This window comes from Rhizobium centroccidentale (assembly GCF_030182565.1).
Lineage (GTDB): Bacteria > Pseudomonadota > Alphaproteobacteria > Rhizobiales > Rhizobiaceae > Rhizobium.
Window position 1 is genome coordinate 1 of sequence record NZ_JAQJCG010000021.1, and the last position, 23,554, is coordinate 23,554.

A 23,554-nucleotide genomic window follows, 5' to 3' on the forward strand; every position below is an offset into this window, starting at 1 on the left:
TCGCGGTTTACGCTGGTGACGCGGGGTGGAGCAGCCCGGTAGCTCGTCAGGCTCATAACCTGAAGGCCGCAGGTTCAAATCCTGCCCCCGCAACCAATCCTTCCCCTGAAATCAATTATCGCTGAAACCAAGCATAAGCGCCAATCGCCATCCGTAGCTCTCGGTCGTCCTGCCTCTCACCCTTCAGGCTTCAGAATACAGCATTGCTCCGGCACCGGCACCAGCACCGCGCTGCTTCCGCCAGCCATCGGCTCCGACAAGGCGCCATTGGCGACAATAGCGCCGGCCGCCGTCTCGCATTGATACTGATACGCACGGCCCAGATAGGTACGGGTTCCCAGAACCGCCGGCAACCCATCACCTTCCCCCCGAACCGAAAGACCATCCGCACGGCAGCCAAGAACAAAATTGTCCGCAAGCGGTCCGAAATCTTCCTGCGATACCGTAATGCGCCCGCCGCCTAAAGACCCAGACCGACAAAATTGCGAATGCCGGAAAGCGCAATGCTGCCGTAATCCGTGAGACGTACCTCTGCCTGCAATCTCCCTTCAGTTGCAAAGGACGTTCTGATGGCTATCACTCGCACGAAGCGCCTCCCTGGCGGAATTGCCGCGCTTACAGGCCTGCTGATCCTGTCGGCCTGCGCCTCGCAGATCATGAAGAGCTATATCGGGGCGCCGATCGGCAGCGTGATGCTGGACTATGGTCCGCCGGATAATGTCTATGATCTAGGCCCGGGCGCACGCGCCTATCAATGGCGCAAGCAGAAGACGCAGGTGGTGCCAGGCCAATCCAGCGGCGAAATCCGGGATACGCGTCGCGGCAAGCGTTATGACGTCATCGAAACGCCTGGCTACGTCGAGCATACGGAATGCTTCTACACCTTCTACACTCGCGGCGCCGGTTCCGATCGGTATGTGACGAGCTTCCGTCAGCCTTCGCTTGAATGCGAATGATCTCTTCGGCGACGGAGGATGTGGAGCGCAGTTTCGCGACTATGGCCGCTTTTGCGGGCCTATCGTCCCATGACATCCCATTTGAATGCATAGAAAATTGGATCACGGCGCGCCGGTCTCATCTCAGTTGTCGACAGCCCTCGCAACCCAAACTTGGAGGCAGCGGTCTTCGACGGTCCTATGCTGAGCGTCGACGAGCTGGCTGAATAAAACCGTTGATGCGGATTTCCCGCCGGTAGGTCCGCGATGCACCCGCGTTACTTGGGAGCGACTTCGACTGTCTTCATCTTGATGCTTTGCCATCTGGTCGACATTCAGCGGATCATTGCGGGCCGGTGCCATATCACCACGCCTGCAATTCCCAGTGCCGCCAGCACGAGGGCGACCGTTATCTTCGAAACACGCTCATCACAGCACCCAAAATTATGCTTTCATTTCATGAGCGAGAGCGGCGAGAGGATGGAAGCGGGGTTTCAAAGCCATCCTCCGCCGCTCTCCGTCGGGCACGCCTGGCTTGAAAAGGCGTGCCGACCTCTGCAAATCGGCGATCAGAAGCGATAATTCAGGCCGGCCTTGATGACGTGATCGCGCAGATCGGTCTTCGACTTGCCGCTCGATGTCGTCGTGGAGACGTCGTTGGTCATGACGTAGTTGTATTCGATCTTGGCCGACAGGCCGCCGCCGAAGCCCTGTTCGACGCCACCGCCGACAAGGTAGCCCTGTTTCCAGCCGCCGGAGGTGGAAACGCCCTTGCCGCCTTCGAACTTCGTCATCGTCAGACCGGCCGTGCCATAGACGAGCGTACGGTCGAAGGTCAGGCCGGCCTTGGCCTTGGCGGCGCCGCGGAAGCGTTCTTCCACCCTGCCGTTCGGTACGCGCAGCTCGTTGTTTCCGAGATAGGAGCCTTCCAGTTCGGCGCCGACGATGCCTGGACCCGCCTGGAAATTGTAGCCGGCTTGCACGCCTCCGGTCAGGCCCTTGCCGCTGGCGAAAGGGTTGAACTTCGATGAGGCGATACCGCCATGGGCGCCGAAATAGGCGCCGCTCCAGTGGAAGGCCGGCGGGCTGTCATGCGCGGAATCCGGGGCCTGGTAGGTGGTGAGATCGGCGGCTGAGGCATTGGTCGCGGCCGCCATGGCCAGAGCCGCGAGCAGAATCGATTTTGCGCTGAGTGACATTGCTAACTCCATACGAAACCCATGCGCCATCCCTCGGCGCTCGCAAGGTCTCTGTTGCGTTGGAGAACCGGACATCGGTTCCTGCTGCTCTCCGGGACCTACCGTCTTGTGGAGCGGGTTGTCTTCAGGAGATGGAGGTCATTTTGCCGGTGAGAATTGCGGGTACATTGCAGGGTTTTGAAATATCAAAAAATTATCAAGTAATTTTAGATAATCGAATGGATTTATTTAACTATATTTTAAGAAAGAGCATTAGCAGGCTTGGCCGTCGATCGCAATGGTATTGTCGAAGGCACGCCGATCGACATCATCGCATCAATCCTGCGCAACCGAACTCTGCGGCATCCTCAATCCTTCGCCTACTGATTTCGACGATCATTCTGGATGCATTCCAGCCAGGCCGCGGCGATGACGGCCGCCGGCGACAGCAGGAAGACCAGGAGGATACTGGTGGTGCGGAACGAGGTCAGGCTGATCGCGGCATCCGTCGGCATGTATTCCAGTGACAGAAACAGCAAACACGACCGAATAGGGAATGGACGGCGGCCGAAGACAGCTTCGAAAGACGTGCAATTTCCGACGCCTTCGCTTCGGTGGCGATGGTCGCCGGCCCATCGAGGATCAAGGTGATCATATGTCTGGGTTGAAAGGCCTATTCGCAGCGCTGACCGGTGGCACGATCGAAGAGATGCAGCGCGCTGGCGTCGAAGCCGAGCTTGAGGCTCTGCCCTTCGGCAATCGCGGTGCGCGGCGGCAAGCAGGCCATCAGCCGCTGCGAACCTGCCTTTGCGGTCACGATCAACTCGGGGCCGGTCAGTTCCGCCACTTCGCAGATGGCTTCGAGCTTGCCGCCCTCATCGAGATGCAGAGTTTCCGGCCGGATGCCGATGACCATCTCCTGGCCTTGGTTAATCTCGGTTTTCGTCGACGGCATCGGCAGAATGATCGAGGTTCCGTCGATGCGCAGCGAACCCTGATCGGCAGTCGCGTTCAAAAGGTTCATCGGCGGCGCACCGACGAAGGTCGCGACATAGAGTGTTGCCGGATGATTGTAGATCTCGTCCGGCGTGCCGAGCTGTTCGATCCGGCCGTCGCGCATCACGGCGATCCGGGTCGCGAGCGTCATCGCCTCGATCTGATCGTGCGTCACATAGACGACCGTGGTCTTCAGCATCTGGTGCAGGCGCTTCAGCTCGGTGCGCATCTCCATGCGCAATTTGGCATCAAGGTTGGAGAGCGGCTCGTCGAAGAGGAAGACTTCCGGCTTGCGTACCAGGGCACGGCCGATCGCTACCCGCTGACGCTGGCCGCCGGAAAGCTGACTCGGCTTGCGCTCCAGCAGTGCTTCGATCTGCAAAAGCTTCGCCGCTTCTCGCACCGCCTTGTCGCGCTCGGCGGCAGGCACCTTGCGCATCTCCAAGCCGAAGCCGATGTTGCGGTGGACCGAGAGGTTCGGATAGAGCGCATAGGACTGGAACACCATGGCGATGTCGCGATTCTTCGGATGCACGCCGAGCACGGAGCGATCGCCGATGCGGATATCGCCGCTGGTTGCCTCGGCAAGCCCGGCGATGATGTTCAGAAGCGTGGACTTGCCGCAGCCGGACGAGCCGAGCAGCACCAGGAATTCGCCGCTTTCAAGCGAAATATCGATGCCTTTCAGCGTCTCCACGTCGCCGTAGCTCTTGCGGATGTTCTGGATTTCGAGCGCGCTCATTGAACGGCCTCCTCGGATGCGTTGACCGGGCCATAGCTGCGCGGCAGAGTGGAAATGGCGCGGGACGCGACCGCGGTCCCGGCCGAAAGGCAGGCTGCAGTCGGCTCGCCGCGGACAAGGGCGGCCAGGAAGCCGGCATTGAAGACATCGCCGGCGCCGATCGTATCGACCACCGTAACTTTTGGCGCTGTAGCCGAAACGAGCTTGCCGTCGGCATCAATGGCGATCGCACCATCCGGACCGCGCTTGACGACGAAGATGGCGCCTTCTGGCATCAATGCATGGAGTGCGCGGGCGGCTTCAGCGGGATCGTCCATGCCGGCTAAGGTCGTCGTTTCGACCTCATTCATGAGCGCCACGCCGCAGCGGGAAAGCCACTGTCGCGTGGCATCGCAATTCTCCTTGGTCCAGCCGTCGAGCGGCCAACCGGTATCGAGGGCGACGGTGATTCCATGCTTGTCGGCCCAGTCGAACAGGACGTCGTAATCCCGGGTGAGGTCCTCGGTAAGAAAGGCCCCGCACAACAGCACATAGCCGTCGCTGAGCCTGTTACCATCGAGCACCGCATGCACGTCAGCGAGATTGAAGCGCGGCAGGTGGCCGCGCGTCGTGAAGAATGTGCGTTCGCCGTCGGGATGGGTGATGCCGACCGAGAGCGTCGTCCCTTCCGGCCGCACCGGCCACTTGCTGCTGCGCGCGCCGAAGGCTTCGCTGAGCCAGCGTCCGAACTGGTCGCTGCCGACATTGGCCGCAATTTCATAAGCGATACCAAGACCTTCCCAGGCAAGCGCGCTGTTGCCCGCCTGGCCGCCGACGCGCAGCTCGTCGTGATCGACGATGATCTCGGTGCCGGCTTTCGGCCATGGTGTCGCCGGCCCGAGGATCAGGTCGATATTGACGTTGCCGATGACTGCAAGCGGCTTCATTCATTCGCTCCGGGTAATCTTGGTCGAGCGCACCGGCGTGCCGGCATTCTCCACCCGCTCGTCGGCAAAGGCGATCATCAGCGATTGCGCGACGGGCAGCATCTGGAAGATGGCGGCAAGGCCGGTTTCCGGCTTGAAGCGCAGGGTGACGCAGCCGGGCACCGGCTCTTCTTCGGAACCATCGAAGACGATAACCGGCGCGCCGGTTTCGAGCGCGGAAACGGCCATGGCCGTCACGAGGCCGGCCGTCGCATCATTGCCACGGAACAACACGACGCCGATCGAGGGACCAAGCATTTCCATCGGACCATGGCGCAGCTGGCCGCCTTCAAGCGAGAAGCAGGGACGACGGGAAAGTTCGGTGAGACCGAGCGCCAGTGCCTCGGCAACGCCTTGAAGACGCCGACCGGAGGTGACGACCGTCGCGACATCGGCGAGGGCCGTAAGTGCCGGCTTGATATCGAACGCTTCGGGCGCGCGAAGAACGGCGAGCGCCGGTCCAGGATTTTGCCCGAGGGCGGCGAAAATCGCCAGATGCAGCGCGAAGCTGACGGTAAGGCTGCGGGTTGCCGCAAAGGCAAGCTCGGTGCCGCCGGCGCCGACGAGCGAAGGCACGGTTCTGGCGAGGAAGGAGCCGCCTTCCAGCGTCAGGCCGAAGGTATCGGCGGTGCCGCCAGTTTCCTTGAACCAGCGCACCACCTCGGCGCTCTCGCCGGATTGCGAGGTCATGAAGACGGTGCGGCCCTCCAGCGACAGCGGCTGGCCGAGCTGTTCGGAGAGCGGCAGTGCTATCGCATCGATGCCCGCTGCACGATAGAGCGGCTCGACGGCGCGGTTGACGGCATGCGAGCCGCCCATGCCAAGCAGCAAGAGCTTACCGGTGCGCTTCAGCGAGGCTGCGGCCTTGGCGGCCATATCGGCAGCGGCCTCGAAGGAGGCAAGCGCATCGGCATGCTGGCGGGCCATTTCGCGGTCGATGGCGGCAAGGCCGTCGGGGCGTGTTTTCTCTTGGGTCATGGTCATCCCTTGACGCCGCCATTGGTCAGCCCAGAGATCAGGGCACGTTGCATGACAAGGCCGATCAGCACCGGGGGCAGGGCGGCCAGCACACCGGCAGTCGCGATCAGTCCGTAATCCGAGACACGGCCGCCGGCGAGATCCGCTATGGCGACGGTGAGGGTTTTTGCGCGCTGGTCCGAGGTAAAGAGCAGCGCATAGAAGAATTCATCCCAGGCAAGCAGGAAGGCAAAGAGCGCCGAGGTCGCCATGACAGGCATGGCCAGCGGCAGCGTGATGATCTTCAAGGTCTGGAACAGCCCGGCGCCGTCGATCATCGCGGCGGCCTCGATCTCCTTCGGAATGGAATCGAAGCCGGATTTCATCAGCCAGGTCGTGAATGGTGCCAGGATTGTCAGATAGACGAGCGCCAGGCCGAAGACGTTGTTCAACATGCCGAGATAGGCAAGACCCATATAGAGCGGCACGGCAAGAGCGACTGGCGGCAGCATATAGGTGGCGATGACCATCGAGAGCGACCACCCGACGGACGGCGTGCGCGACACGGCCCAGCCGGCAGGGATAGCGAGCGCGATTGCCGCGATGGTCGCCATGCCTGCGACTTCGATGCTGTTGCGCAGCGACGAGGTGAAGGCGGCACCCTCGCTGTTTTCCAGCGTCGACAGCAGCAGCTTGTAGCGCGAGAAATCCGCCGTCTGCGGCCACCAGCGCAACGGCTTGGCGGCGAGATCCGCAGCCGGCGAAATGCTCATGATGAAGAGCCAGGCGATCGGCGCCAGGATGACGATGGCGAGCAGGATGGCGCAGACATAGATGAAGCAGGTGAAGAGCGGGCTCTTGCGTTCCATCAGGCAGCACTCCCCGCGGTTTTACGGACAAGGGCGGCATAGGCGGCGGCAAGCACCGTGACCAGCAGCGTGACGATGAGGGCAAGCGATGCGCCCGATCCCGCCCGCTGGAAGGAAAAGGCTTCCTGGTAGACGAGGATGGAGAGCGTGCGCGTGCTGTTTGCCGGGCCGCCGCGGGTCATCACCCAGATGATGTCGAACACTTTGAAAGCCTCGATGGTGCGCAGCACCAGCGCGACCATCAATGGCCCGACAAGATATGGAAGGATCACGAAGCGGAAGCGCTTGAAGGGGCCGGCGCCGTCAACCAGCGAGGCGGCGGTGATATCGCGCGGCACGGCTTGCAGCGCGGCGAGCGCAATCAGCGCCACCAGCGGGAAATTCTTCCAGCAGTCGGCGACGATGAGTGCCGTCAGCGCCGTACCCGGCTCGCCAAGCCAGGAGCGGTAGGCGTCGATGAGACCGAGCTGGGTGAGGGCGGCATTCAGCGCGCCATATTCGGGATTGTAGATCAGCCGCCAGAGCGTTGCGTTGACGACGGTCGGCAGCGCCCAGGGCAGGATCATCAGCGCGCGCAGCACGCCACGACCTTTGAAGTCCTGGTTCAGCAGCAGGGCGGCCAACACGCCGAGCACCATTTCGGCGGCAACGGAGACGATTGCGAACCAGGCAGTGGTGATCAGGGTGCGCTGGAAATTGGAGTTCGCCAGCATCTTCGCGTAGTTGTCGATACCGACGAAATTACCGCCGGTTCCCACAAGCTTCGCATCGGTGAAAGAAAGGCCGACCGTGTCGACGAGAGGCCAGCCGATGACGGCGATCATCACCACAAGCAGCGGCAGCATCAAAAGCCAGGCGCGAGTTGTCATAGAGGTGCCGGACATGGCAGGCCCCTTCTTTCATTCTTCATGGAGGAGGTAAGAGGCGGGCGGCGATTCGCGCCGCCCGATGAGATTATCAGAGCCCGCTATTGTCGGCAGCAGACTTCAGCGCATCTTCCGGAGAAGACTGGCCGAGCAGCGATTCCTGGATCGCCTGCTGCAGTGCGGTCGACAGTTCCTGATATTTCGGTGTCGTCGGACGCGGATACATGGCTGCGAGGCCAATCTTTGCGGCCGCGATCAGTTCTTCCTGGCCCTTGGTCACGACCGGATCGCTATAGGACGATGCCCAGATCGGCAGGCTGAGCTTGGCATACTGGTTCTGCGTCGCCTGCGAGGTCATGAAGGTGATATATTTCCAGGCTTCGTCCGGATGTTTGCTGGCCGAGGTGATGCCGAGGCCCATCGAGCCGTTGACGGCAGACGCCTCGCTCTTGCCGGCAACGCCCGGTGCCGGCACGACGCCAACTTTGCCCGCGACCTTGCTGTCCTTCGGGTCGTTCGCCATGTTGTACATGTAGGTCCAGTTCAGCGCGAAGGCGGCATCGCCGTTTTCGAAGACCTTGCGGACATCCTCTTCGAGGAATTCCTTGGAGTTCGGGTTGGTGAGGCCGGACTTGTAGCTGGTGACCATGTATTTCAGGGCATCGAGACCGCCGCCGGTCTGGAAGTCCGGCTTGCCGTCCTTGATGAAGTCGCCTTTGTAGGCGCTGACCAGCGTGGCGTAGTCGCAGATCGCGGCTTCGGCCTGCGACCAGCTCCAGGCGATCGGGGTGGCGAGAAGGCCCTTGTCCTTGATGGCCTTCGCCTGCTCGTTCAGCTCGTCCCAGGTCTTCGGCGGCGTCTTGATGCCGGCCTTTTCCAGGATTTCCTTGTTATAGAACAGGTATTTGGTATCGAGGATCCACGGCATGCCGTAATACTTGCTGTCATACTGAACCGTCGTCCAGGCGCCCGGCAGCACGTTCTTCTTCGTGTCATCGGAGATGCGCGAGGAGACGTCGACCAGAACCTTGTTGGTCGCGTATTCGGCCGGCCAGATCACGTCGAAGAGCACGACGTCATAGCCGCCGCCGGAGCCTTGAGCGAGCACGGTCTTATCGTGCAGGCCTTCATAAGGGACGAATTCAAGATTGACCTTGATATCGGGATTGGCCTTGGAAAAGGCATCCGTCATGGCGCGTACATCGGCTTCGCTATAGGCAGCCTGCGCCATGAAGAGGGCATTGATCGTGGTTTCGGCAAAGGCGTGCGAGGCGAAGGATACGCCGATCAACGCTGCGCCGAGCAATGTCTTGTTCAATGATTTCAACATTCCAACCTCCAGTTTTTTGACACTTACGCGATTTTTCCGATGGCGGCCGAGCGTCGCCATGGTCGTCGAGCAGGCAATTGGCCGGGCTGGTCGCCGAATGTGGAACGGCGCGTCTTCGGAGCCTTACGGCTTCCAATGTTCCCGCGAAACTCTGTGGTTTCTTTTAAGTCAATTGTCTTGACTAATTTGTTCTTCAATATTCTATTGCTGTCAAGAGGCAAAAACAGATGAACGATATTCGCCCGATCAGGGCTACGAGCGGAACGAACCACGAAGGCACCAGCGCCCATAACCGGCGGGTGATCATCGATGCCCTCAGGCTGAACGGAGCGCTCTCCCGCGCCGATCTTGCGCGCGCCACCCGCCTGACGAAACAGACGGTCTCCAACATCATGGAGGAGCTGGAAAATGACGGGCTCGTCACATCAAGAGAAACGGTGCGCCGCGGTCGCGGCCAGCCTTCGACGCCCTATGGCCTCGTGCCGGAAGGCGCTTTCGCCATCGGCCTGCAAATCGACCGGCACATCACCCGCGCCATCGCCGTCGATCTTGTCGGCAATGTGCTGATCCGCAAGGAAGCGAACCTGCCGGCCGGCGGACCCGCGACGGGCACACCCGTCGTCCTACAGCTGATAGAGAATGTGCGCAGCGAACTGAAACAGCGCGTGGCGCAGGCGGAGAAGCGCCTGGTCGGCCTCGGTGCGGCGATGCCTGGTCCCTTCGGCATCGAGCAGGACGATGCCGACAATCCCTGGATGATGGGTGCCTGGCAACGCTTTCCCTTGCTCGAAACACTGTCGGCCGGAACCGGTCTCAATGTGACCCTTCAGAACGACGCCGCCGCCTGCGCGACCGCCGAGCGTATGGTTGGCGCGGCCCATGGCCTCGACCATGCCGTCTGCCTTTATGTCGGCTATGGCATCGGTGCCGGGCTGATCCTCGGCGGCGAGCTCTATAGTGGTGCCCATGGCAATGCCGGCGAAATCGGCATGGCGTTGCTGACATCAGGCGGAAAACAGACCCAGCTGGAGCATCGCGCGTCGCTGGCTTCGCTCTACGATCACCTCGGCGTCGATCCGATGGCGCCTGATATTTACTCGCTGATCAATGATCGAGCTGCCGCCGACGATCCGGATATTCTCACATGGATCGAAAGGGCGGCGATCGATCTGCGCTGGAGTGTCCAGCTCATCGAAACCGTCTTCGATCCGCAAACGGTGATTCTGTGCGGCGGTGCCCCCGTCGCGTTGGCAACACGGCTGATCGCCGCCATGCAGCCGCTCCTGCCCTCCAATGCCGATCGCCCGAGTCGATTGTTGCCGCGTCTGCAGCTCGGCATGACCGATCCCTGGGCGGTGGCGCGCGGCGCGGCGGCTGAGCCGATCGGCCATGCCTTCGATCCGCGTTTCCAGGCGATCTTGAAATCCTAATATTCAGGGATGTCTCGGGCTGGCGCCGAGCCGCGCGAGCACCTTGTTCGGAATGCCATAGCGCTGGATAACATCGCGGCCGTTGCGCAGGCCGCAGATCTCGCGATGAATGAACATGGCCCAGACGGCTTGCGCCGCGGTATCCACCAGCCGCTCGTGCTCGACGCCCTCCTTGCCCTTGGCTTCGCCCTCCTGCAAGGCGGCAAGCGCCGCTTCCACCTTCATGCCATGATGGCCGAGCGTGCTGGCGCGTTCCGACATCATCTCATATTCGAGAATGCCGAGCCCGGTTTCTTTGGTTTGCGATGAATTGAAGTTGCTTGGCGGGCGAACTGTCATATCGGGCTCCGCATGCTTGACGATCTGGCTTTCCGCGATTCTACACAATTCCAGCCCATTCCCCAAGCGCGCACATGGAGGCTGCGTTATCTTGCGGCTGAGCAAATGAATCAGGAAATGCCGGGATTTTCTTGCCCGCCGTCCGTTTTCGGGTGGTTGCGAACGCTCATTTGAGGTCCAATACGGACATCAGCGCTCCATCAGAGGCAATCTCGCCCGATGCCACGAGCGCAATTCAAAGAAAGGATATCGGCATGACCAAAACTCCGAAAAATGCGGAAAAGCAGTATGTCTATCGGATTGTGAATTCGCCCGTTGGCACCTTGAAGCTCGTCGGCAGCGATGATGGCCTTGCTGCGATCCTCTGGGATAACGACCGGCCCGGCCGCGTGCCCTTGCTGATTGTGGCGGAAGACGACAGCCATCCCGTGCTGCTGGAGACAGAGCGGCAACTCCGCGAATACTTCGCCGGCGAACGACAGGCTTTCGATCTGCCGCTCGATTTCGCCGGAACGGAGTTCCAGCAGAAGGTCTGGCAGGCCCTGCTCGCCATCCCCTTCGGCGAGACGCGTAGCTACCGCCAGATCGCAACGGAGATCGGCTCGGCGAAGGCGATCCGCGCTGTGGGCGCCGCCAATGGCCGCAACCCGATCTCGATCATCGCGCCCTGCCACCGTGTTGTGGGATCGGCTGGCGATCTCCGGGGATTTGCCGGCGGTCTCGAGCGCAAGGCCTATCTGCTGCGCCTCGAAGGGGTTGATGCCAAGACATTCGATTTCGCCGCGTGATCTCTCATGCTTGGCACTGTAAACTCCTTCTCCCCTTGGGGAGAAGGTGGCCCGAAGGGTCGGATGAGGGGGTTAACTGCGCTGATTTAATTGGTTTTCATGCTCTTGGCGAATCCCCCTCATCCGCCTGCCGGCACCTTCTCCCCCGAGGGGAGAGGGGTAACAGCGATCTCTTCCCATGTGAAAGCAGCCCATCCGGTTTCCCGGATGGGCTGCTTTCATTTCTCGAGCCCCGCCGGCCGACTGTCTTATCTCAGCCTTCGAGCCACTTCACCTGTTCCGGCGTCAGCTTGATGTCGAGCGCCGAAAGGCTGTCTTCCAGCTCGGCGATCGTGCGCGGTCCGATCAGCGGTATCACAGGGAAGGGCTGCGCGACGACATAGGCAAGCGCGATATGGATCGGGCTGCGGCCGAGCTTCTGCGCCAGTTCGATCGCCCGGTCGCGGCGGCCGAAATTGCGGTCGGAATACCAGACGCGAACCAGTTCCTCATCGTCTCGCTTGTCGCGGCCGGCGCGGTCGGTAAAGAACCCGCGGCCCTGGCTCGACCAGGCGAAGTTCGGGATCTGCTTGGCGTTGAGCCAGGCTTTCCACTCATCGTCGGAGGCGGCAACGCATCCGGCCCAGATCGGGTCGAGCATTTCCGCCAGCGAGAAGTTGTTGGAAAGGGCAGCCGGCGCCGTCTTGCCGTTCTTCTGAGCATAGGCGATCGCCTCGTCGAAACGGGCGCGCGTCCAGTTCGAGCCGCCGAAGATGCCGCGGATGCGGCCGGCCTTCACCTCGGCATCCATGGCATCGACGAACTCGCCGACCGGAACCTCGGTATTGTCGCGGTGCATGAAGTAGATATCGACATAATCGGTCTTCAGGCGATTGAGGGATTGGTCGAGCTGCTTGGCGATCACGTCCGGATAGCAGAGCGGCGAATGCGCACCCTTGCCGATCAGCACGATCTCCTCGCGTGGCACGTTACGGCTGGTGTGCCAATCGCCGAAGATGCTCTCCGTCTTGCCGCCACCATAGACATAGGCCGTGTCGAAGGCATTGCCGCCAGCTTCATAGAAGGCGTCGAGCGTCAGCGATGCGGCTGCGAAATTCGGGAAGAATTCGAAGCCGAGCGTGACGATCGATGCCGGCTTTGAGATACCCGGAATGCTGCGCTTCGGAATGCTGTTGCCCTTGGTGACGGTCGCGCCGGCGATGTTCTGCGTCCGTTTTGCTGCCTTCTCGACGCTATATTCCAGGCCGATCGACGTGCGCCATTGGTCGAGCACCTTGAGGTTTCCGATCGAATCGACCCAGCTGATGCCGGGATATGCGAATTCCTTGTTTCCGGCGCGGATGGCATCGCCGGCCGCATCGACCTCGAAAGAATAGAGCCAGCGATCTTCCTTGACCTCGATCGTCTCTGTCTCGCCACCCTTGATGACGTCGATCTTGCCGATGCCGCCCTTGTGGCCTGAGGCGAACCAGAAGTCCTTGACTTCGATACGGCCTTCGGAGCCGATGATGCGCAGCGTGTTGTCCTGGTTCGCCATGATCGAGCAGGACACTTCGGCGATGATGCTATTGGGGAACTTCAGGACGGCGGAAGCCCATTCGTCAACGCCGGTTTGGCCGAGATGGCCGACGCCGGAGACCTTTTCCGGATCGAGGAACGGCTTGCCGTCGACCGCGCCGGCGATCAGGCGGGCCATCGACACAGGATAGCCGCCGACATCGAGAATGCCGCCGCCGGCCGTCTCATTGGCAAACAGCCGGTGTTCCGGATTGACCTTGCCCATATTGAAACCGAAGGAGGTGCGGATGATGCGCAGCTCGCCGACCACGCCGCTCTTGACGAGCTCGATCAGCTTCGCCGTCTGCGGATGGACGCGATACATGAAGGCTTCGCCGGCGAAGACACCGGCCTTTTTGGCCTGGTAATAGATGGCCTCCGCATCGAAGGCCGAAAGCGCGATCGGCTTTTCGACGAGCACATGCTTGCCGGCGCGGATCGCCTTGATCGCCCATTCGGCATGGCCGGTGTGCGGCGTGGCGATGTAGACGGCGTCGATCTCCTTGTCGGCGAGCAGGGCTTCATAGCCATTGACGATGCGCGCGCCCGGGAAACCGTCGCCGAGACCCGGCTTGTCCGGGTTGCGGCTGGCGATGGCCACCAGCTTGCCGCTGCGGGAATGGGCAATACCATCGGCAAAAGTCTGTGCGATCCTGCCGGGGCCGATGATGCCCCAGCGGATTGGTGTCTCAGTGGTCATGGAACGATCCTTTCCTAAATCTGCATGCTGTCTTGGGAGAATAGGCAGCGCTTACCGCAATCGGTTGCCAGCGCTGTCGAACAGGAATGTCTTGGCGGCCGAAAGCGCCACGGTGAGCTTGTCGCGGTTGCCCGTGTTGCGGGACTCCTCGCGCTCGATGACGATCTGCTCGCCGCCTTCGATATTGGCGTAGATGTAGCTGGTATTGCCGAGATGCTCAGCGACATCGACATCGACGGTCATGTCGACGTCGCCGCGCCCCGCTTCGAGGAAATGTTCCGGACGGACGCCGAGCGTCACCGGCTGGCCGACTTCCACCTTTGCCGAGGAAACGGGCAACGTCAGGCGGATGTTGCGCTGGCCCTTGAGCACGACGGCGATGCGGCCCTGCTGATTGTCAGCCACCTCAGCCTGCAGGAAGTTCATTTTCGGCGAGCCGACGAAGCCTGCGACGAACTGGTTGGCCGGGTCGTCATAAAGGTCAAGCGGCGCGCCTACCTGCTCGATATTGCCGCCGCGCAGCACGACGATCTTGTCGGCGAGCGTCATGGCTTCCGTCTGGTCGTGGGTGACGTAGATCATCGTCGTGCCGAGCTTCTTGTGAAGGCGCGAGATTTCGACGCGCATCTGCACGCGCAGTTCGGCGTCGAGGTTGGAGAGCGGCTCGTCGAACAGGAAGATCTGCGGTTCGCGCACGATGGCGCGGCCAATGGCGACGCGCTGGCGCTGACCGCCGGAAAGCTGCTTCGGCCGACGCTGCATCAGCTCCGTAATCTGCAGGATCTCGGCGGCCTGCTTGACGCGACGATCGGTGTCGGCCTTCGGATTGCCGTTCATGCGCAGCCCGAAATTAAGGTTCTGCTCGACGGTCAGGTGCGGGTAGAGGGCATAGGACTGGAAGACCATGGCGATGCCACGATCGGCCGGTTCCACGTCATTGACGATACGGCCGCCGATCTTGAGCTCGCCGCCGGAAATATCCTCCAGCCCGGCGATCATACGCAGCAGTGTCGACTTGCCGCATCCGGACGGCCCGACGAAGACGACGAATTCGCCGTCCTTCACCTCGAGATTGGCGCCGTGGATGATTTCCAGCGAACCGTAGCGTTTGACGATATTGGTGAGAGAAAGTTCAGCCATACGGATCTCCCGGAATTATTTGATTGCGCCGGCGGCAATGCCGGCGATGAAGTGGCGTTGCAGGAGAACGAAGATGATGAGGATCGGCGCCGTCAGCATTACGGCACCGGCCATGATGCCGCCCCAGGAGACCCTTGTGAGGCCGATCAGCGTTCCGAGCGCCACGGGTGCGGTCATCATCCCCGGCCGGGAGTTGATGAGCAGCGGCCATAGGTAGTTATTCCAGGAGGCCAGGAACAGGATGATGGCGAGTGCCGCCATCGTCGGCCTTGCGAGCGGCAGGGCGATGCGCAGGAAGATCTGCCATTCCTTGACGCCCTCGACGCGGGCGGCGTCAAAGAGCTCGCCTGGCATCATCGAGAAGGCCTGACGCATGAACAGCACGCCGAGCGAATTGAAGAGCGGCGGTACGATCAGCGCAACCCATGTATTCGCCAGCCCGAAATCGCGCGCCACCATGATGAATTGCGGAATGATGACGACTGAGTAGGGGAGCGTGATCGTGCCGAGGATGATGCCGATGACGCCCGAACGGCCGGCGAACTGGTAACGCGCCAGCGCCCATCCGGCCATTGATGTCAGCAGCACCGACAGGAAGGTGTAGACGACCGCAACGACGATGGAGATCGTCATCGCGCCGATGAAGTTGGTGTCGGCCTGCAGGTTCCGGAAGTTGTCCATGAAACCGGTCGACGGTGTCAGGATGATGCCGGGGCTGAAAATGCCGTAATCGGGCATGGTCGAGAAGACGAACATCATCCAGAGCGGAAACAGCCAGATGATGGCGAGCGGCGCCAGCAGGCCGTGCAAGGCGATCGAGCGGATCAGAGTGGATTTGGACTTTGATTTCATTTCGGTTCGCGCCCCACCCAGAGATTGAGAAGAGAGATGGCGACAGCAAGCGCCGCCATCGTATAGGCGATCGCGGAGGCATAGCCGAAGTTGGTCGACTGGAAGGCCTGGCGATAGAGCAGCAGGCCGAGCGTTTCCGTCCCGCCGCCGGGGCCTCCTCTATTGGTGATCAGATATGGTTCGGTGAAGAGCTGCATGGTGCCGATGACGGACAGGACGACGCAGAAGAGAATGATCGGCTTCAGGAGCGGCAGGGTGATGTGGATGAACTGCTTGAAGCGGCTGACGCGGTCGAGGGTTGCGGCCTCATAGACATCCTCCGGGATCGATTGCAGCCCGGAAAGGATGATGATGGCGTTGTAACCCGCCCAGCGCCAGGTGACGGCGATAACGATAAGCACCATTGCGGCGTGCGAGTCGGCGAACCACGACACCGGCGCGATGCCCACGCCGCCGAGCAGCTTGTTGATGATGCCGAAATCGACGTTGAACATGAGGCGGAAGACGGCGGCATAGGCCACTTCTCCGACAACGACGGGCGCGAAGAAGGCAAAGCGAAAAATGCCACGTGCCTTCAACAGCGGTGAATTCAGCAGCACCGCCATGACAGTGGCGAGCGTGATCATGACAGGCACCTGAACGATCAGGATGATCAACGTATTTTCAAGCGCGTTGTAGAATGCCGGATCGCCGAATAGCCGCCCCCAATTGAGCGATAGATTGAAGGTCCACGGATTAACGCGGGTATTCTGGAACGATATCAGGAACGAATCGATGATCGGCCAGACCCAGAAAGCGGCGAATACCAGAAGATAGGGTGCAAGGAACGCATAGGCGCTCCGGTTTCGCAACCGCATGAAAGCCTTCTCCTTTAGCGCAGTGAAATCACGCGTGACATCACACCCCCGCCGCCCTGGAGCGTGACGCCGAAAAGTGTAGGCGGTTTTCGGACGACGTCACGCTCTACTTCTTTGATTTTAGAGCCGGAGGGCGGCGGGGGTGCCGGGCGCGGCTTGGGAGGCACGCCCGGCAGTGTCCCTCATTTCGCGAGCGGCAGACCTGTCGCCGAAGCGATCTGCTGAGCCGCATCGTCGAGCGCGGCCTTGCCGTTCGGATAGCCGCCAGCGAGATATTTCGTCTGGACAGCCTTTATGACCTCGTCGGCGTCACTGAAATACTGGGTGCCCGGGCTCGGGTGGATTTTCGGCAGGGTGGCGAGAATATCGGCCCAGACCTTTTGCCCACCCCAATAGGGCTGCGGTTCGTTGACGAAGGGATCCTTCACCGCCGTCAACAGCGACGGCACGAGACCGAAGGATTTCAGCATGGTCACCTGCCCCTCGTTGGTACCAAGCGTGTATTCGAGGAATTTCCAGGCGGCTTCCTTGTGCTTGGAGCCGCTGGCGATTGCGAGCGACGAACCGCCGAGATTGGCTGCATGCGGGCCGTCGGCCGTCATGCTCGGCATCGGGTAGACGCCCCATTTGCCGGCGAGATCCGGCGAGGTGGAGCGGACGGTGCCTTCATACCAGCCGCCATACAGCTGCGATGCCACTTTGCTTGCAGTGTTCGCCTGAATTTTCTCGTTCCAGTTCGCCGCGGTCATCAGGCCCGCGTCCTTGATCTCCTTCACCTTGTCCAGCGCTTTGACGCAGCCGGGCTGGTTGACGGTGATGCTCTGGCTGTCACTCGAAAAATAACCACAGCCCTGTTCGTTGGCGAGCATGCGGAACCATTCGCTATCGCCGTTGAGATCGGCCTGCGTCATGACGACACCGGGATTGGCGGCGGAGATCTTCTTGCCGGCGGCGATGAAATCGTCCCAGGTCTTGATCGTTGCCGGATCGACGCCTGCTTTTTCATAGAGGTCACGGCGATAGAACATGGTGACCGGGCCGGAATCCCACGGCATCGCGTAGGCGGCATCGCCGACTTCAAGCTCGGCGCGCTTGAAATCCGGAAACTGCTTCTTCAGTTCGTCGTTGTAGCCAAGCTTCGTGAGATCGGTCAGGCAGTCCGGAAAGCGGTTCCAGAAGATCGAAGCCTTGTGGTTTTCGATCGACATGACATCAGGCAGGCCATCCCCACCGGCAGCGCAGGCAGCCAGCATCTTGTCGAAGACCTGTGGGTTGCCGATGTCTTGAACCTCGACCTTGATGTCGGGGTTTTTCTTATTGAACCCCTCGACCGTCGACTTCAGCGCCGACGCGGCGATGTTCCAGCTCCAAACAGTGATGGTGGTTTGCTCAGCAAAGGCAGAACCGGAAGCAAGCAGGGCAGCAAGTGCCGTCGCTCCAGCAAGTTTTAAACGCATTGAAAATCCTCCCTTTTCAATTGCCGTCCTCAGTAGAACACGCTTAAACTATCCGCCGGTACGCTTCTGTCTCCTAAAAAGGGAACATCGACTTGGCGAAAAGTAAGGTAGGTCAACGGGCAGTTTATCAGCCGGGTGCGAGCAGTGTCGAAGGGCTCCCAAACGTCCTGCAGATGTTTCATAACCAGCCGTTGCCGATGGCAAAGCCGCATTGGCACGCGCAGGTGGAAGTCAATTACATTGTCCGCGGGACCGTGCACTACCGCATAGGCGATCACGAGCTTACTTTGCGAGCCGGTGAGATCTGCCTTTTCTGGGGCGGTCAGCCGCATCAGCTGGACGAGCTGTCCGACGATTCGATCTATGCGGGCGCGCATCTGCCGCTCGTGCATTTTTTCCGCCTGCGTCTGCCGCTCGACATCTCCGGCCGCCTCATTCGCGGACAGGCATTGATAAGCTCGGCGACCGATGCCGCCGATGACGAGAACTTCGCCCGATGGCACCGCTATGTCATGTCCGGCGACGGCGCCAAGGCGGAACACGCCGTGGCGGAACTCCTGCTGCGTTTGGAGCGCATCGCTTTCGAGCCATATCGCATGGTGCCGGAAAAGACCGGGAATGCGGCCAATGACCAGGCTCATCCGCAATCTTCACGCAGCCTGGCGCGCATGTGCGATTTCATCGCCGATAATTTCCTGCATGACATCGATACGGTTGACATCGCCAAGGCAGCGAATCTCCATCCGAAGTACGCAATGAACCTCTTCAAGAAATCCACCGGCATGACGCTGGCCAAATATGTGAACCTGCTGCGCCTTTCGCGGGCCCAGGCGATGTTGATGCGCGACGGCGCCAACGTTCTGCAGGTCGCGATGGACAGCGGCTTCGGCTCGATCAGCGCCTTCAACAAATCCTTCCGCCATATTGCCGGGATGTCGCCTTCCGATTTCCGGCGCGACATGCGCGTGCTCTCTGCAGTGAAGGTAGAGGCCATCAAACCTTCGATGCCGCGGCTGCCGCAGCAATATCATCGCTAGCGAGGCTTGCAGTCATGGGCGATCTCGCGCATTGCTCCTGACCGATGAGGGAGGAGGATCTCATGCGGCAGTTTTCGGCTTGTATCGAGTGGTTGTTTGCGCGCGATGGCGACGCTTTTGCCGATCGGGTCAGGCTGGCACACTCGGCCGGGCTCGATGCGGTCGAATTCTGGCACTGGACCAACAAGGATCTGGACGCGATCGCCGCTGTCGTCGCCGAGACCGGCATTGCGGTGTCCGGCATCGTCGCCGAGCCGATGATCGCGCTGACGAATCTAGCAAACAAAGAGGCGTGGCTGAAGGGACTGCGAGAGTCCGTTGCTGTCGCCCAGCACCTTGGCGCACCAGTTCTGATCGCGCAGGCCGGCGATGATCTGCTGGAGTTTTCCCGTGCCGGGCAGCGCGCGGCCATCGTCGCTGCCCTCAGCGCCGGTGCCGATATTCTCGAAGGGTCCGGCGTTCGCCTCGGCCTCGAGCCGCTGAACACGAGGATAGACCATGCCGGCTACTATCTATCCTCGACCGTGGAAGGCCTCGATATTGTCGATGAGGTCGGCCGTCCGGAAGTGGGTATCGTCTACGATCTCTATCATTCGGCGGTCATGGGCGAAGATACGCAGCAGGTGATCGGCGATCGCGTCGACCGCATCGTCCATCTCCATGTTGCCGATCATCCCGGCCGCAACGATCCCGGCACCGGCCATGTTGATCTGGCGGAGCGGCTGGATTGGCTGTACGGCCAAGGCTATCGCGGCAGGGTGGGTCTAGAATACAAGCCGACGACGCAAGATCCGGCGGCCGTTCGCGCTGTCGTGAAATCGCTCGGCGGCTAGACCGGCTCCATCATACCGAAGACGGCGACGAGGGCGATGACGACAATGGCGATAACGATCTCGCCGATGCTTCCGAGCCGAAGGCCCAGCAGCGCGCGGTCGTGATTGCGGCCGATCCAGGGAACGAAGAGGTAGCGGTTGATGATGGCCAGCACGGCCATGACGGCGACCAGCGCGATCTTGATGGCAAGCAGCTTCTGATACGGCGAAGACCAGTCCGTCGGCAGGCGTTTCAGGATCAGCAGCGTGTTGACGATGCCGGAGAAAATGACGAGCGCGACTGCAACGTGACCTGCATTGGAGAACCGGCGCAACGCCATTTGCGCTTCTGCCCGGCATTCCGGTCGGCCGAGAAGCTTGAGGATAGGGAGCAGCGGCACCAGCGCCCCCACCCAGCCGCCGCCGGCAAGCATATGCAAGATATCGTTGGCCCGGTGCGCCTGCTTGAGCCAACCTTCCAGCATCGAGGCGTGCCCGGTCCATGACAGAGAGGCAAGGCCGAGGCCGGCGCCCAAGGCCAGCCCGTGGCGGCGCCAGTTCGGCGGCAGAAACAAAGCGCAAATCATCACGATGGCTGCCAGCGTTTGCGCCTGCCAGGCGACCCCGATCGTGGTTTCGAAAATCACATCATGGAGCATGCCGACATCGAGCGTATCGCTCCAGCCATTGCCGATAGTCGCCGTCGTCACAGGTAGTGCGGCCAGTGCCGTTAAAACCGCAATCGCGACAACCAGCACAAACGGTTTTGCAACCCTGCGCCAAACGGTGTCGGCAAGCGCTCTTGGTACGAGGAACGAAAGATAGGCGCAGGCGCCCCATAGAAACATCAGGGATGCGTCATGCAAAAAGCGGCAGAGTTGGAGCGCTGTCGTCGTATCCATCAGGACTTCACGATAAGTTTACAGTCGCCATGAATGGAACGTTCCCAGTTTGAGGCATGTTGTTTGCGGCGGCAATCCGGCAGCCAATATACCGAAGCTGTCCGGTACCCATGTTTTCTTGGGTTGAACGGCGGGAATTTCTCGCGCCAGTGTGGTTGGCGCGATAAGATTGCGGATACGCACTGTCAACTTTCTCCATGCATAAAGGCGCCGTTCAGGACGCTTTGCCGCAAGGCGGGTCGGTGCCGCAGGTTCGCTGCTGCTGGCAGAACCGTCATCAGCGATGATATCCGCCTTTCTGGCAAAGAATCGTCGCTTTTGAGTCCTTTTTGCAGACACGGTTGAGGCGTTCCGGGGTGTGCGCTCGAAAGGCAGGTTCATGGCGGCGTCCAGAATACGCGAAAAAATGGTCAATGGCTTCGGCCATCGTCGACGCCGGGAATGGCTCGAACATCTCGACATGCCCACCTACGTCATCGGTGACGTTCATGGCCGTTACGATCTGTTGAGCGCGCTGGAACGCAAGATCTTCGCCGATGCCGCCGACCTGCCGGGCCGCAAACTCATCATCATGCTCGGAGATTACATCGATCGCGGCCCCGCCTCTGCTCAGGTCGTCGGCCGCCTGATGGCGCCGCCGCCGAACGGCTTCGACCGCATATGTCTCACCGGCAATCATGAGATGGCGATGCTGTCCTATGTCGACGGCGAGATATCGCTCGAGGATTGGGTGGCGCTGGGTGGAGATGCGACGCTCGCCTCCTATGGCGTGGATATCCCTCGTCTGCAGCAGCTATATCCCAAGCAGAAGAAGCTCGATACTTTCATTCGCACCTGGCTGCCCGACGATCACGTCAATTTCCTGCGCCGAATGCCTATTATGCTGGATACGCCAGAGGTCCTATTCGTCCATGCCGGCATCGATCCTGATCGGTCGATTGCCCATCAGCAAGATGACGACCTCATCTTCATCCGCTCGCGCTTCTACGACAGCGCACAGCCGCTGCCGAAGCTGATTATCCACGGACACACACCAGTCCAGCGGGCCGAAGTCAATGGCCTCAGGCTCAATCTCGATACCGGCGCTTTTTACACCGACCGTTTAAGCGCGGCCCGGCTATGGCAGGGCCGCATTCACATTACGTCAACTTAATAGCCGGCTATAGATTGCCGATGCAGAGATACTTCATTTCCAGATAGTCGTCGGCGCCGTGGCGCGAGCCTTCGCGGCCGAGCCCGGATTGCTTGATGCCGCCGAACGGCGCCGTCTCCGATGACATCAGGCCGGTATTGATGCCGACCATGCCGTATTCCAGTGCCTCGGCCACGCGCCAGACCTTCTTGAGGTCGCCGGCGAAGAAATAGGCGGCAAGGCCGAATTCGGTATCGTTTGCTTGCTCAATAACATCCTCGACGGTGTCGAAGCGGAAGAGCGGTGCCACCGGGCCGAAGGTTTCCTCGCGGGCGACCTTCATGCTTCGGTCGACGCCAGTCAGGATGGTCGGTGCAAAGAAGGTGCCGACACCCTCGATGCGCTTGCCGCCGAGGACGACGCGTGCTCCCTTCGAAACTGCATCCCGAACATGGTCTTCGGCCTTGGCGACACCCTGTTCGTCGATCAGCGGTCCTACGGTCACGCCCGGCTTGAAGCCGTCACCCACGGAAAGTTCGCCCACCTTCGCGGCAAGCTTGGCGGCAAAGGCGTCATAGACATTGGATTGCACATAGATGCGGTTGGCGCAGACGCAGGTCTGGCCGGCATTGCGGTATTTCGAAGCCATGGCGCCTTCGACGGCGGCGTCGAGATCGGCGTCGTCGAAAACGATGAAAGGCGCATTGCCGCCGAGCTCGAGGCTGACCTTCTTGATCTGGTCGGCGCACTGGCGCATCAGGATGCGGCCGACTTCCGTCGAGCCCGTGAAGCTGATCTTGCGCACCTTCGGATTGCCGCAAAGCTCGCGGCCGATGGCGGGGCCGTCGATGCCGACGATGATATTGAGCACGCCGGGGGGGAAGCCCGCCTCTTCGGCAAGCACGGCAAGCGCGATCGCCGTCAGCGGCGTCTGTTCGGCGGGTTTCGAAACCACGGTGCAGCCGACGGCAAGCGCCGGTGCGATCTTGCGGGCAATCATCGCCGCCGGGAAGTTCCAGGGCGTGATCGTGCCGACGACGCCAACCGGCTGCTTGATGACGACCATGCGCTTGTCGTTGGACGGCGCGGGGATGGTTTCGCCATAGATACGCTTGGCCTCTTCCGCATACCATTCGACATAGGACGCGGCGTAGAGGATCTCGCCTTTGGCTTCCGGCAGCGGCTTGCCCATCTCGGCAGTCAGGATTGCCGCCAGCTCATCGGCATTGGCGATCATGAGGTCGAACCATTTCCGTAAGATTGTCGCCCGTTCCTTGGCCGGGCGGGCGGCCCAGGCGGTCTGGGCTATATAGGCTGCGTCGATGGCGGCCGTCGTTTCGGCAGCACCCATATCCGGCAGCGAAGCCAGCACTTCGCCTGACGCGGGGTTGATGACATCGAAAGTCTTCGTCGCCCCGCCGCCGGTCCAGGCGCCGTTGATATAGCCGGCGGCGCGCAGGAGGCGCGAGGAGAAGGGAACATGCTTGGTCATTGCCGTTGTAAAGGACATGCTATGCACTCCGATATTGTTTGGTGCCGCCAGTTCCTTCTCCCCGTGGGGAGAAGGTGGCCCGAAGGGTCGGATGAGGGCGCCGACCGGCTCGGATGCGTGAATTTTGGTGCGCTTGGCACCCCCTCATCCGCCTGACGGCACCTTCTCCCCGAGGGGAGAAGGGGACGCGCGGCAGCGACCTCATTTCATATGCGATTGCC

Annotated in this window: 23 protein-coding genes, 1 tRNA gene and 1 pseudogene; 7 read left to right on the forward strand and 18 right to left on the reverse strand. The window is 61.0% G+C overall.

Features of this window, described 5'->3' with window-relative positions; all coding sequences use genetic code 11:
- Window positions 1-19: 19 nt before the first annotated feature.
- Window positions 20-96 (forward strand) — tRNA-Met (locus PH562_RS23555).
- An 80-nt stretch (window positions 97-176) separates the two neighbouring features.
- Here the strand turns inward: PH562_RS23555 and PH562_RS23560 are convergent.
- Window positions 177-446 (reverse strand): annotated as a pseudogene (locus PH562_RS23560) (TOBE domain-containing protein); the annotation flags it as partial.
- Between the two features lie 123 nt (window positions 447-569).
- Between PH562_RS23560 and PH562_RS23565 the strand changes: the two are divergent.
- Window positions 570-956 carry a hypothetical protein gene (locus tag PH562_RS23565; RefSeq protein WP_285176074.1) on the forward strand — a complete coding sequence of 129 codons (387 nt, stop codon included), beginning with the start codon at window positions 570-572 and terminating at the stop codon, window positions 954-956.
- 548 nt (window positions 957-1,504) lie between these two features.
- Here the strand turns inward: PH562_RS23565 and PH562_RS23570 are convergent.
- The 8 genes from PH562_RS23570 to PH562_RS23605 form a co-directional block, all read right to left on the reverse strand.
- Window positions 1,505-2,134 (reverse strand): outer membrane protein, encoded by a 630-nt coding sequence (locus PH562_RS23570; RefSeq protein WP_285176075.1) that lies wholly within the window; start codon window positions 2,132-2,134, stop codon window positions 1,505-1,507.
- A gap of 359 nt (window positions 2,135-2,493) precedes the next feature.
- Window positions 2,494-2,628: a hypothetical protein gene (locus PH562_RS23575; RefSeq protein ID WP_285176076.1), complete on the reverse strand. Its 135-nt coding sequence runs from the start codon at window positions 2,626-2,628 to the stop codon at window positions 2,494-2,496.
- A gap of 158 nt (window positions 2,629-2,786) precedes the next feature.
- Window positions 2,787-3,851, reverse strand: coding sequence for an ABC transporter ATP-binding protein (locus tag PH562_RS23580; protein WP_285176077.1), 1,065 nt, complete (start codon window positions 3,849-3,851; stop codon window positions 2,787-2,789).
- A complete protein-coding gene (locus tag PH562_RS23585; RefSeq protein ID WP_285176078.1) occupies window positions 3,848-4,777 on the reverse strand; it encodes a PfkB family carbohydrate kinase in 930 nt (309 codons plus the stop codon). The genes PH562_RS23580 and PH562_RS23585 overlap by 4 nt, the downstream gene beginning before the upstream one ends.
- The gene (locus PH562_RS23590) at window positions 4,778-5,800 is read right to left on the reverse strand and encodes an SIS domain-containing protein (RefSeq protein WP_285176079.1); all 1,023 of its coding nucleotides are present in this window, start codon (window positions 5,798-5,800) and stop codon (window positions 4,778-4,780) included. It abuts the gene before it with no gap.
- Window positions 5,797-6,642, reverse strand: coding sequence for a carbohydrate ABC transporter permease (locus PH562_RS23595; protein WP_285176080.1), 846 nt, complete (start codon window positions 6,640-6,642; stop codon window positions 5,797-5,799). Before PH562_RS23595 ends, PH562_RS23590 begins: the two co-directional genes overlap by 4 nt.
- A complete protein-coding gene (locus tag PH562_RS23600) occupies window positions 6,642-7,526 on the reverse strand; it encodes a carbohydrate ABC transporter permease (protein WP_285176081.1) in 885 nt (294 codons plus the stop codon). Before PH562_RS23600 ends, PH562_RS23595 begins: the two co-directional genes overlap by 1 nt.
- 73 nt (window positions 7,527-7,599) lie before the next feature.
- A complete protein-coding gene (locus PH562_RS23605; RefSeq protein WP_285176082.1) occupies window positions 7,600-8,838 on the reverse strand; it encodes an extracellular solute-binding protein in 1,239 nt (412 codons plus the stop codon).
- A 227-nt stretch (window positions 8,839-9,065) separates the two neighbouring features.
- Between PH562_RS23605 and PH562_RS23610 the strand changes: the two genes are divergently transcribed.
- The gene (locus PH562_RS23610) at window positions 9,066-10,268 is read left to right on the forward strand and encodes an ROK family transcriptional regulator (protein WP_285176087.1); all 1,203 of its coding nucleotides are present in this window, start codon (window positions 9,066-9,068) and stop codon (window positions 10,266-10,268) included.
- A 3-nt stretch (window positions 10,269-10,271) separates the two neighbouring features.
- Here the strand turns inward: PH562_RS23610 and PH562_RS23615 are convergent, their stop codons facing one another.
- On the reverse strand, window positions 10,272-10,607 hold the full coding sequence (locus tag PH562_RS23615) for a DUF6665 family protein (RefSeq protein WP_285176090.1): 336 nt from the start codon (window positions 10,605-10,607) through the stop codon (window positions 10,272-10,274).
- Between the two features lie 254 nt (window positions 10,608-10,861).
- Between PH562_RS23615 and PH562_RS23620 the strand changes: the two genes are divergently transcribed.
- Window positions 10,862-11,395: a methylated-DNA--[protein]-cysteine S-methyltransferase gene (locus PH562_RS23620; RefSeq protein ID WP_285176091.1), complete on the forward strand. Its 534-nt coding sequence runs from the start codon at window positions 10,862-10,864 to the stop codon at window positions 11,393-11,395.
- Between the two features lie 253 nt (window positions 11,396-11,648).
- Here PH562_RS23620 and PH562_RS23625 read toward each other — a convergent pair whose 3' ends face one another.
- The 5 genes from PH562_RS23625 to PH562_RS23645 all read right to left on the reverse strand — a co-directional run bounded on the left by PH562_RS23625 (window position 11,649) and on the right by PH562_RS23645 (window position 17,958).
- The gene (locus PH562_RS23625; protein ID WP_285176093.1) at window positions 11,649-13,652 is read right to left on the reverse strand and encodes an aldo/keto reductase; all 2,004 of its coding nucleotides are present in this window, start codon (window positions 13,650-13,652) and stop codon (window positions 11,649-11,651) included.
- 51 nt (window positions 13,653-13,703) lie between these two features.
- Entirely contained in the window at window positions 13,704-14,792 is a 1,089-nt protein-coding gene (locus tag PH562_RS23630; RefSeq protein WP_112722951.1) for an ABC transporter ATP-binding protein, read from the reverse strand.
- Between the two features lie 15 nt (window positions 14,793-14,807).
- Window positions 14,808-15,644, reverse strand: a complete 837-nt coding sequence (locus tag PH562_RS23635) for a carbohydrate ABC transporter permease (RefSeq protein ID WP_285176095.1) — start codon at window positions 15,642-15,644, stop codon at window positions 14,808-14,810.
- On the reverse strand, window positions 15,641-16,501 hold the full coding sequence (locus PH562_RS23640) for a carbohydrate ABC transporter permease (RefSeq protein WP_112338865.1): 861 nt from the start codon (window positions 16,499-16,501) through the stop codon (window positions 15,641-15,643). The genes PH562_RS23635 and PH562_RS23640 overlap by 4 nt, the downstream gene beginning before the upstream one ends.
- A 182-nt stretch (window positions 16,502-16,683) precedes the next feature.
- Entirely contained in the window at window positions 16,684-17,958 is a 1,275-nt protein-coding gene (locus PH562_RS23645; protein WP_113232669.1) for an ABC transporter substrate-binding protein, read from the reverse strand.
- An 86-nt stretch (window positions 17,959-18,044) separates the two neighbouring features.
- Between PH562_RS23645 and PH562_RS23650 the strand changes: the two genes are divergently transcribed.
- Window positions 18,045-18,995, forward strand: a complete 951-nt coding sequence (locus PH562_RS23650) for a helix-turn-helix domain-containing protein (RefSeq protein WP_285176178.1) — start codon at window positions 18,045-18,047, stop codon at window positions 18,993-18,995.
- A gap of 62 nt (window positions 18,996-19,057) precedes the next feature.
- Window positions 19,058-19,828, forward strand: coding sequence for a TIM barrel protein (locus tag PH562_RS23655; RefSeq protein WP_285176098.1), 771 nt, complete (start codon window positions 19,058-19,060; stop codon window positions 19,826-19,828).
- Here the strand turns inward: PH562_RS23655 and copD are convergent.
- Window positions 19,825-20,709 carry a copper homeostasis membrane protein CopD gene (gene copD / locus PH562_RS23660; RefSeq protein ID WP_285176100.1) on the reverse strand — a complete coding sequence of 295 codons (885 nt, stop codon included), beginning with the start codon at window positions 20,707-20,709 and terminating at the stop codon, window positions 19,825-19,827. The two genes, PH562_RS23655 and copD, sit on opposite strands and share 4 nt — an antisense overlap.
- 18 nt (window positions 20,710-20,727) lie before the next feature.
- Window positions 20,728-21,090 (reverse strand): hypothetical protein, encoded by a 363-nt coding sequence (locus PH562_RS23665; RefSeq protein ID WP_162738180.1) that lies wholly within the window; start codon window positions 21,088-21,090, stop codon window positions 20,728-20,730.
- Between PH562_RS23665 and PH562_RS23670 the strand changes: the two genes are divergently transcribed.
- Complete coding sequence (locus PH562_RS23670; RefSeq protein ID WP_113232673.1) at window positions 21,089-21,862, forward strand: metallophosphoesterase; 774 nt, start codon at window positions 21,089-21,091, stop codon at window positions 21,860-21,862. The two genes, PH562_RS23665 and PH562_RS23670, sit on opposite strands and share 2 nt — an antisense overlap.
- A gap of 7 nt (window positions 21,863-21,869) precedes the next feature.
- Here the strand turns inward: PH562_RS23670 and PH562_RS23675 are convergent, their stop codons facing one another.
- Complete coding sequence (locus PH562_RS23675) at window positions 21,870-23,351, reverse strand: NAD-dependent succinate-semialdehyde dehydrogenase (RefSeq protein ID WP_285176102.1); 1,482 nt, start codon at window positions 23,349-23,351, stop codon at window positions 21,870-21,872.
- Window positions 23,352-23,554 lie beyond the last annotated feature (203 nt).

What these genes read in the sequence shown, in the direction of transcription:
- PH562_RS23595 (WP_285176080.1), bottom strand. Translation starts at nt 6,642, where the DNA reads ATGGAACGCAAGAGCCCGCTCTTCACCTGCTTCATCTATGTCTGCGCC.
- PH562_RS23610 (WP_285176087.1), top strand. Translation starts at nt 9,066, where the DNA reads ATGAACGATATTCGCCCGATCAGGGCTACGAGCGGAACGAACCACGAA.
- PH562_RS23655 (WP_285176098.1), top strand. Translation starts at nt 19,058, where the DNA reads ATGCGGCAGTTTTCGGCTTGTATCGAGTGGTTGTTTGCGCGCGATGGC.
- PH562_RS23605 (WP_285176082.1), bottom strand. Translation starts at nt 8,838, where the DNA reads ATGTTGAAATCATTGAACAAGACATTGCTCGGCGCAGCGTTGATCGGC.
- PH562_RS23580 (WP_285176077.1), bottom strand. Translation starts at nt 3,851, where the DNA reads ATGAGCGCGCTCGAAATCCAGAACATCCGCAAGAGCTACGGCGACGTG.
- PH562_RS23600 (WP_285176081.1), bottom strand. Translation starts at nt 7,526, where the DNA reads ATGTCCGGCACCTCTATGACAACTCGCGCCTGGCTTTTGATGCTGCCG.
- PH562_RS23645 (WP_113232669.1), bottom strand. Translation starts at nt 17,958, where the DNA reads ATGCGTTTAAAACTTGCTGGAGCGACGGCACTTGCTGCCCTGCTTGCT.
- PH562_RS23670 (WP_113232673.1), top strand. Translation starts at nt 21,089, where the DNA reads ATGGCGGCGTCCAGAATACGCGAAAAAATGGTCAATGGCTTCGGCCAT.
- PH562_RS23665 (WP_162738180.1), bottom strand. Translation starts at nt 21,090, where the DNA reads ATGAACCTGCCTTTCGAGCGCACACCCCGGAACGCCTCAACCGTGTCT.
- PH562_RS23615 (WP_285176090.1), bottom strand. Translation starts at nt 10,607, where the DNA reads ATGACAGTTCGCCCGCCAAGCAACTTCAATTCATCGCAAACCAAAGAA.
- PH562_RS23635 (WP_285176095.1), bottom strand. Translation starts at nt 15,644, where the DNA reads ATGAAATCAAAGTCCAAATCCACTCTGATCCGCTCGATCGCCTTGCAC.
- PH562_RS23630 (WP_112722951.1), bottom strand. Translation starts at nt 14,792, where the DNA reads ATGGCTGAACTTTCTCTCACCAATATCGTCAAACGCTACGGTTCGCTG.
- PH562_RS23640 (WP_112338865.1), bottom strand. Translation starts at nt 16,501, where the DNA reads ATGCGGTTGCGAAACCGGAGCGCCTATGCGTTCCTTGCACCCTATCTT.
- PH562_RS23570 (WP_285176075.1), bottom strand. Translation starts at nt 2,134, where the DNA reads ATGTCACTCAGCGCAAAATCGATTCTGCTCGCGGCTCTGGCCATGGCG.
- PH562_RS23575 (WP_285176076.1), bottom strand. Translation starts at nt 2,628, where the DNA reads ATGCCGACGGATGCCGCGATCAGCCTGACCTCGTTCCGCACCACCAGT.
- PH562_RS23565 (WP_285176074.1), top strand. Translation starts at nt 570, where the DNA reads ATGGCTATCACTCGCACGAAGCGCCTCCCTGGCGGAATTGCCGCGCTT.
- PH562_RS23620 (WP_285176091.1), top strand. Translation starts at nt 10,862, where the DNA reads ATGACCAAAACTCCGAAAAATGCGGAAAAGCAGTATGTCTATCGGATT.
- copD (WP_285176100.1), bottom strand. Translation starts at nt 20,709, where the DNA reads ATGGATACGACGACAGCGCTCCAACTCTGCCGCTTTTTGCATGACGCA.
- PH562_RS23625 (WP_285176093.1), bottom strand. Translation starts at nt 13,652, where the DNA reads ATGACCACTGAGACACCAATCCGCTGGGGCATCATCGGCCCCGGCAGG.
- PH562_RS23585 (WP_285176078.1), bottom strand. Translation starts at nt 4,777, where the DNA reads ATGAAGCCGCTTGCAGTCATCGGCAACGTCAATATCGACCTGATCCTC.
- PH562_RS23675 (WP_285176102.1), bottom strand. Translation starts at nt 23,351, where the DNA reads ATGTCCTTTACAACGGCAATGACCAAGCATGTTCCCTTCTCCTCGCGC.
- PH562_RS23590 (WP_285176079.1), bottom strand. Translation starts at nt 5,800, where the DNA reads ATGACCATGACCCAAGAGAAAACACGCCCCGACGGCCTTGCCGCCATC.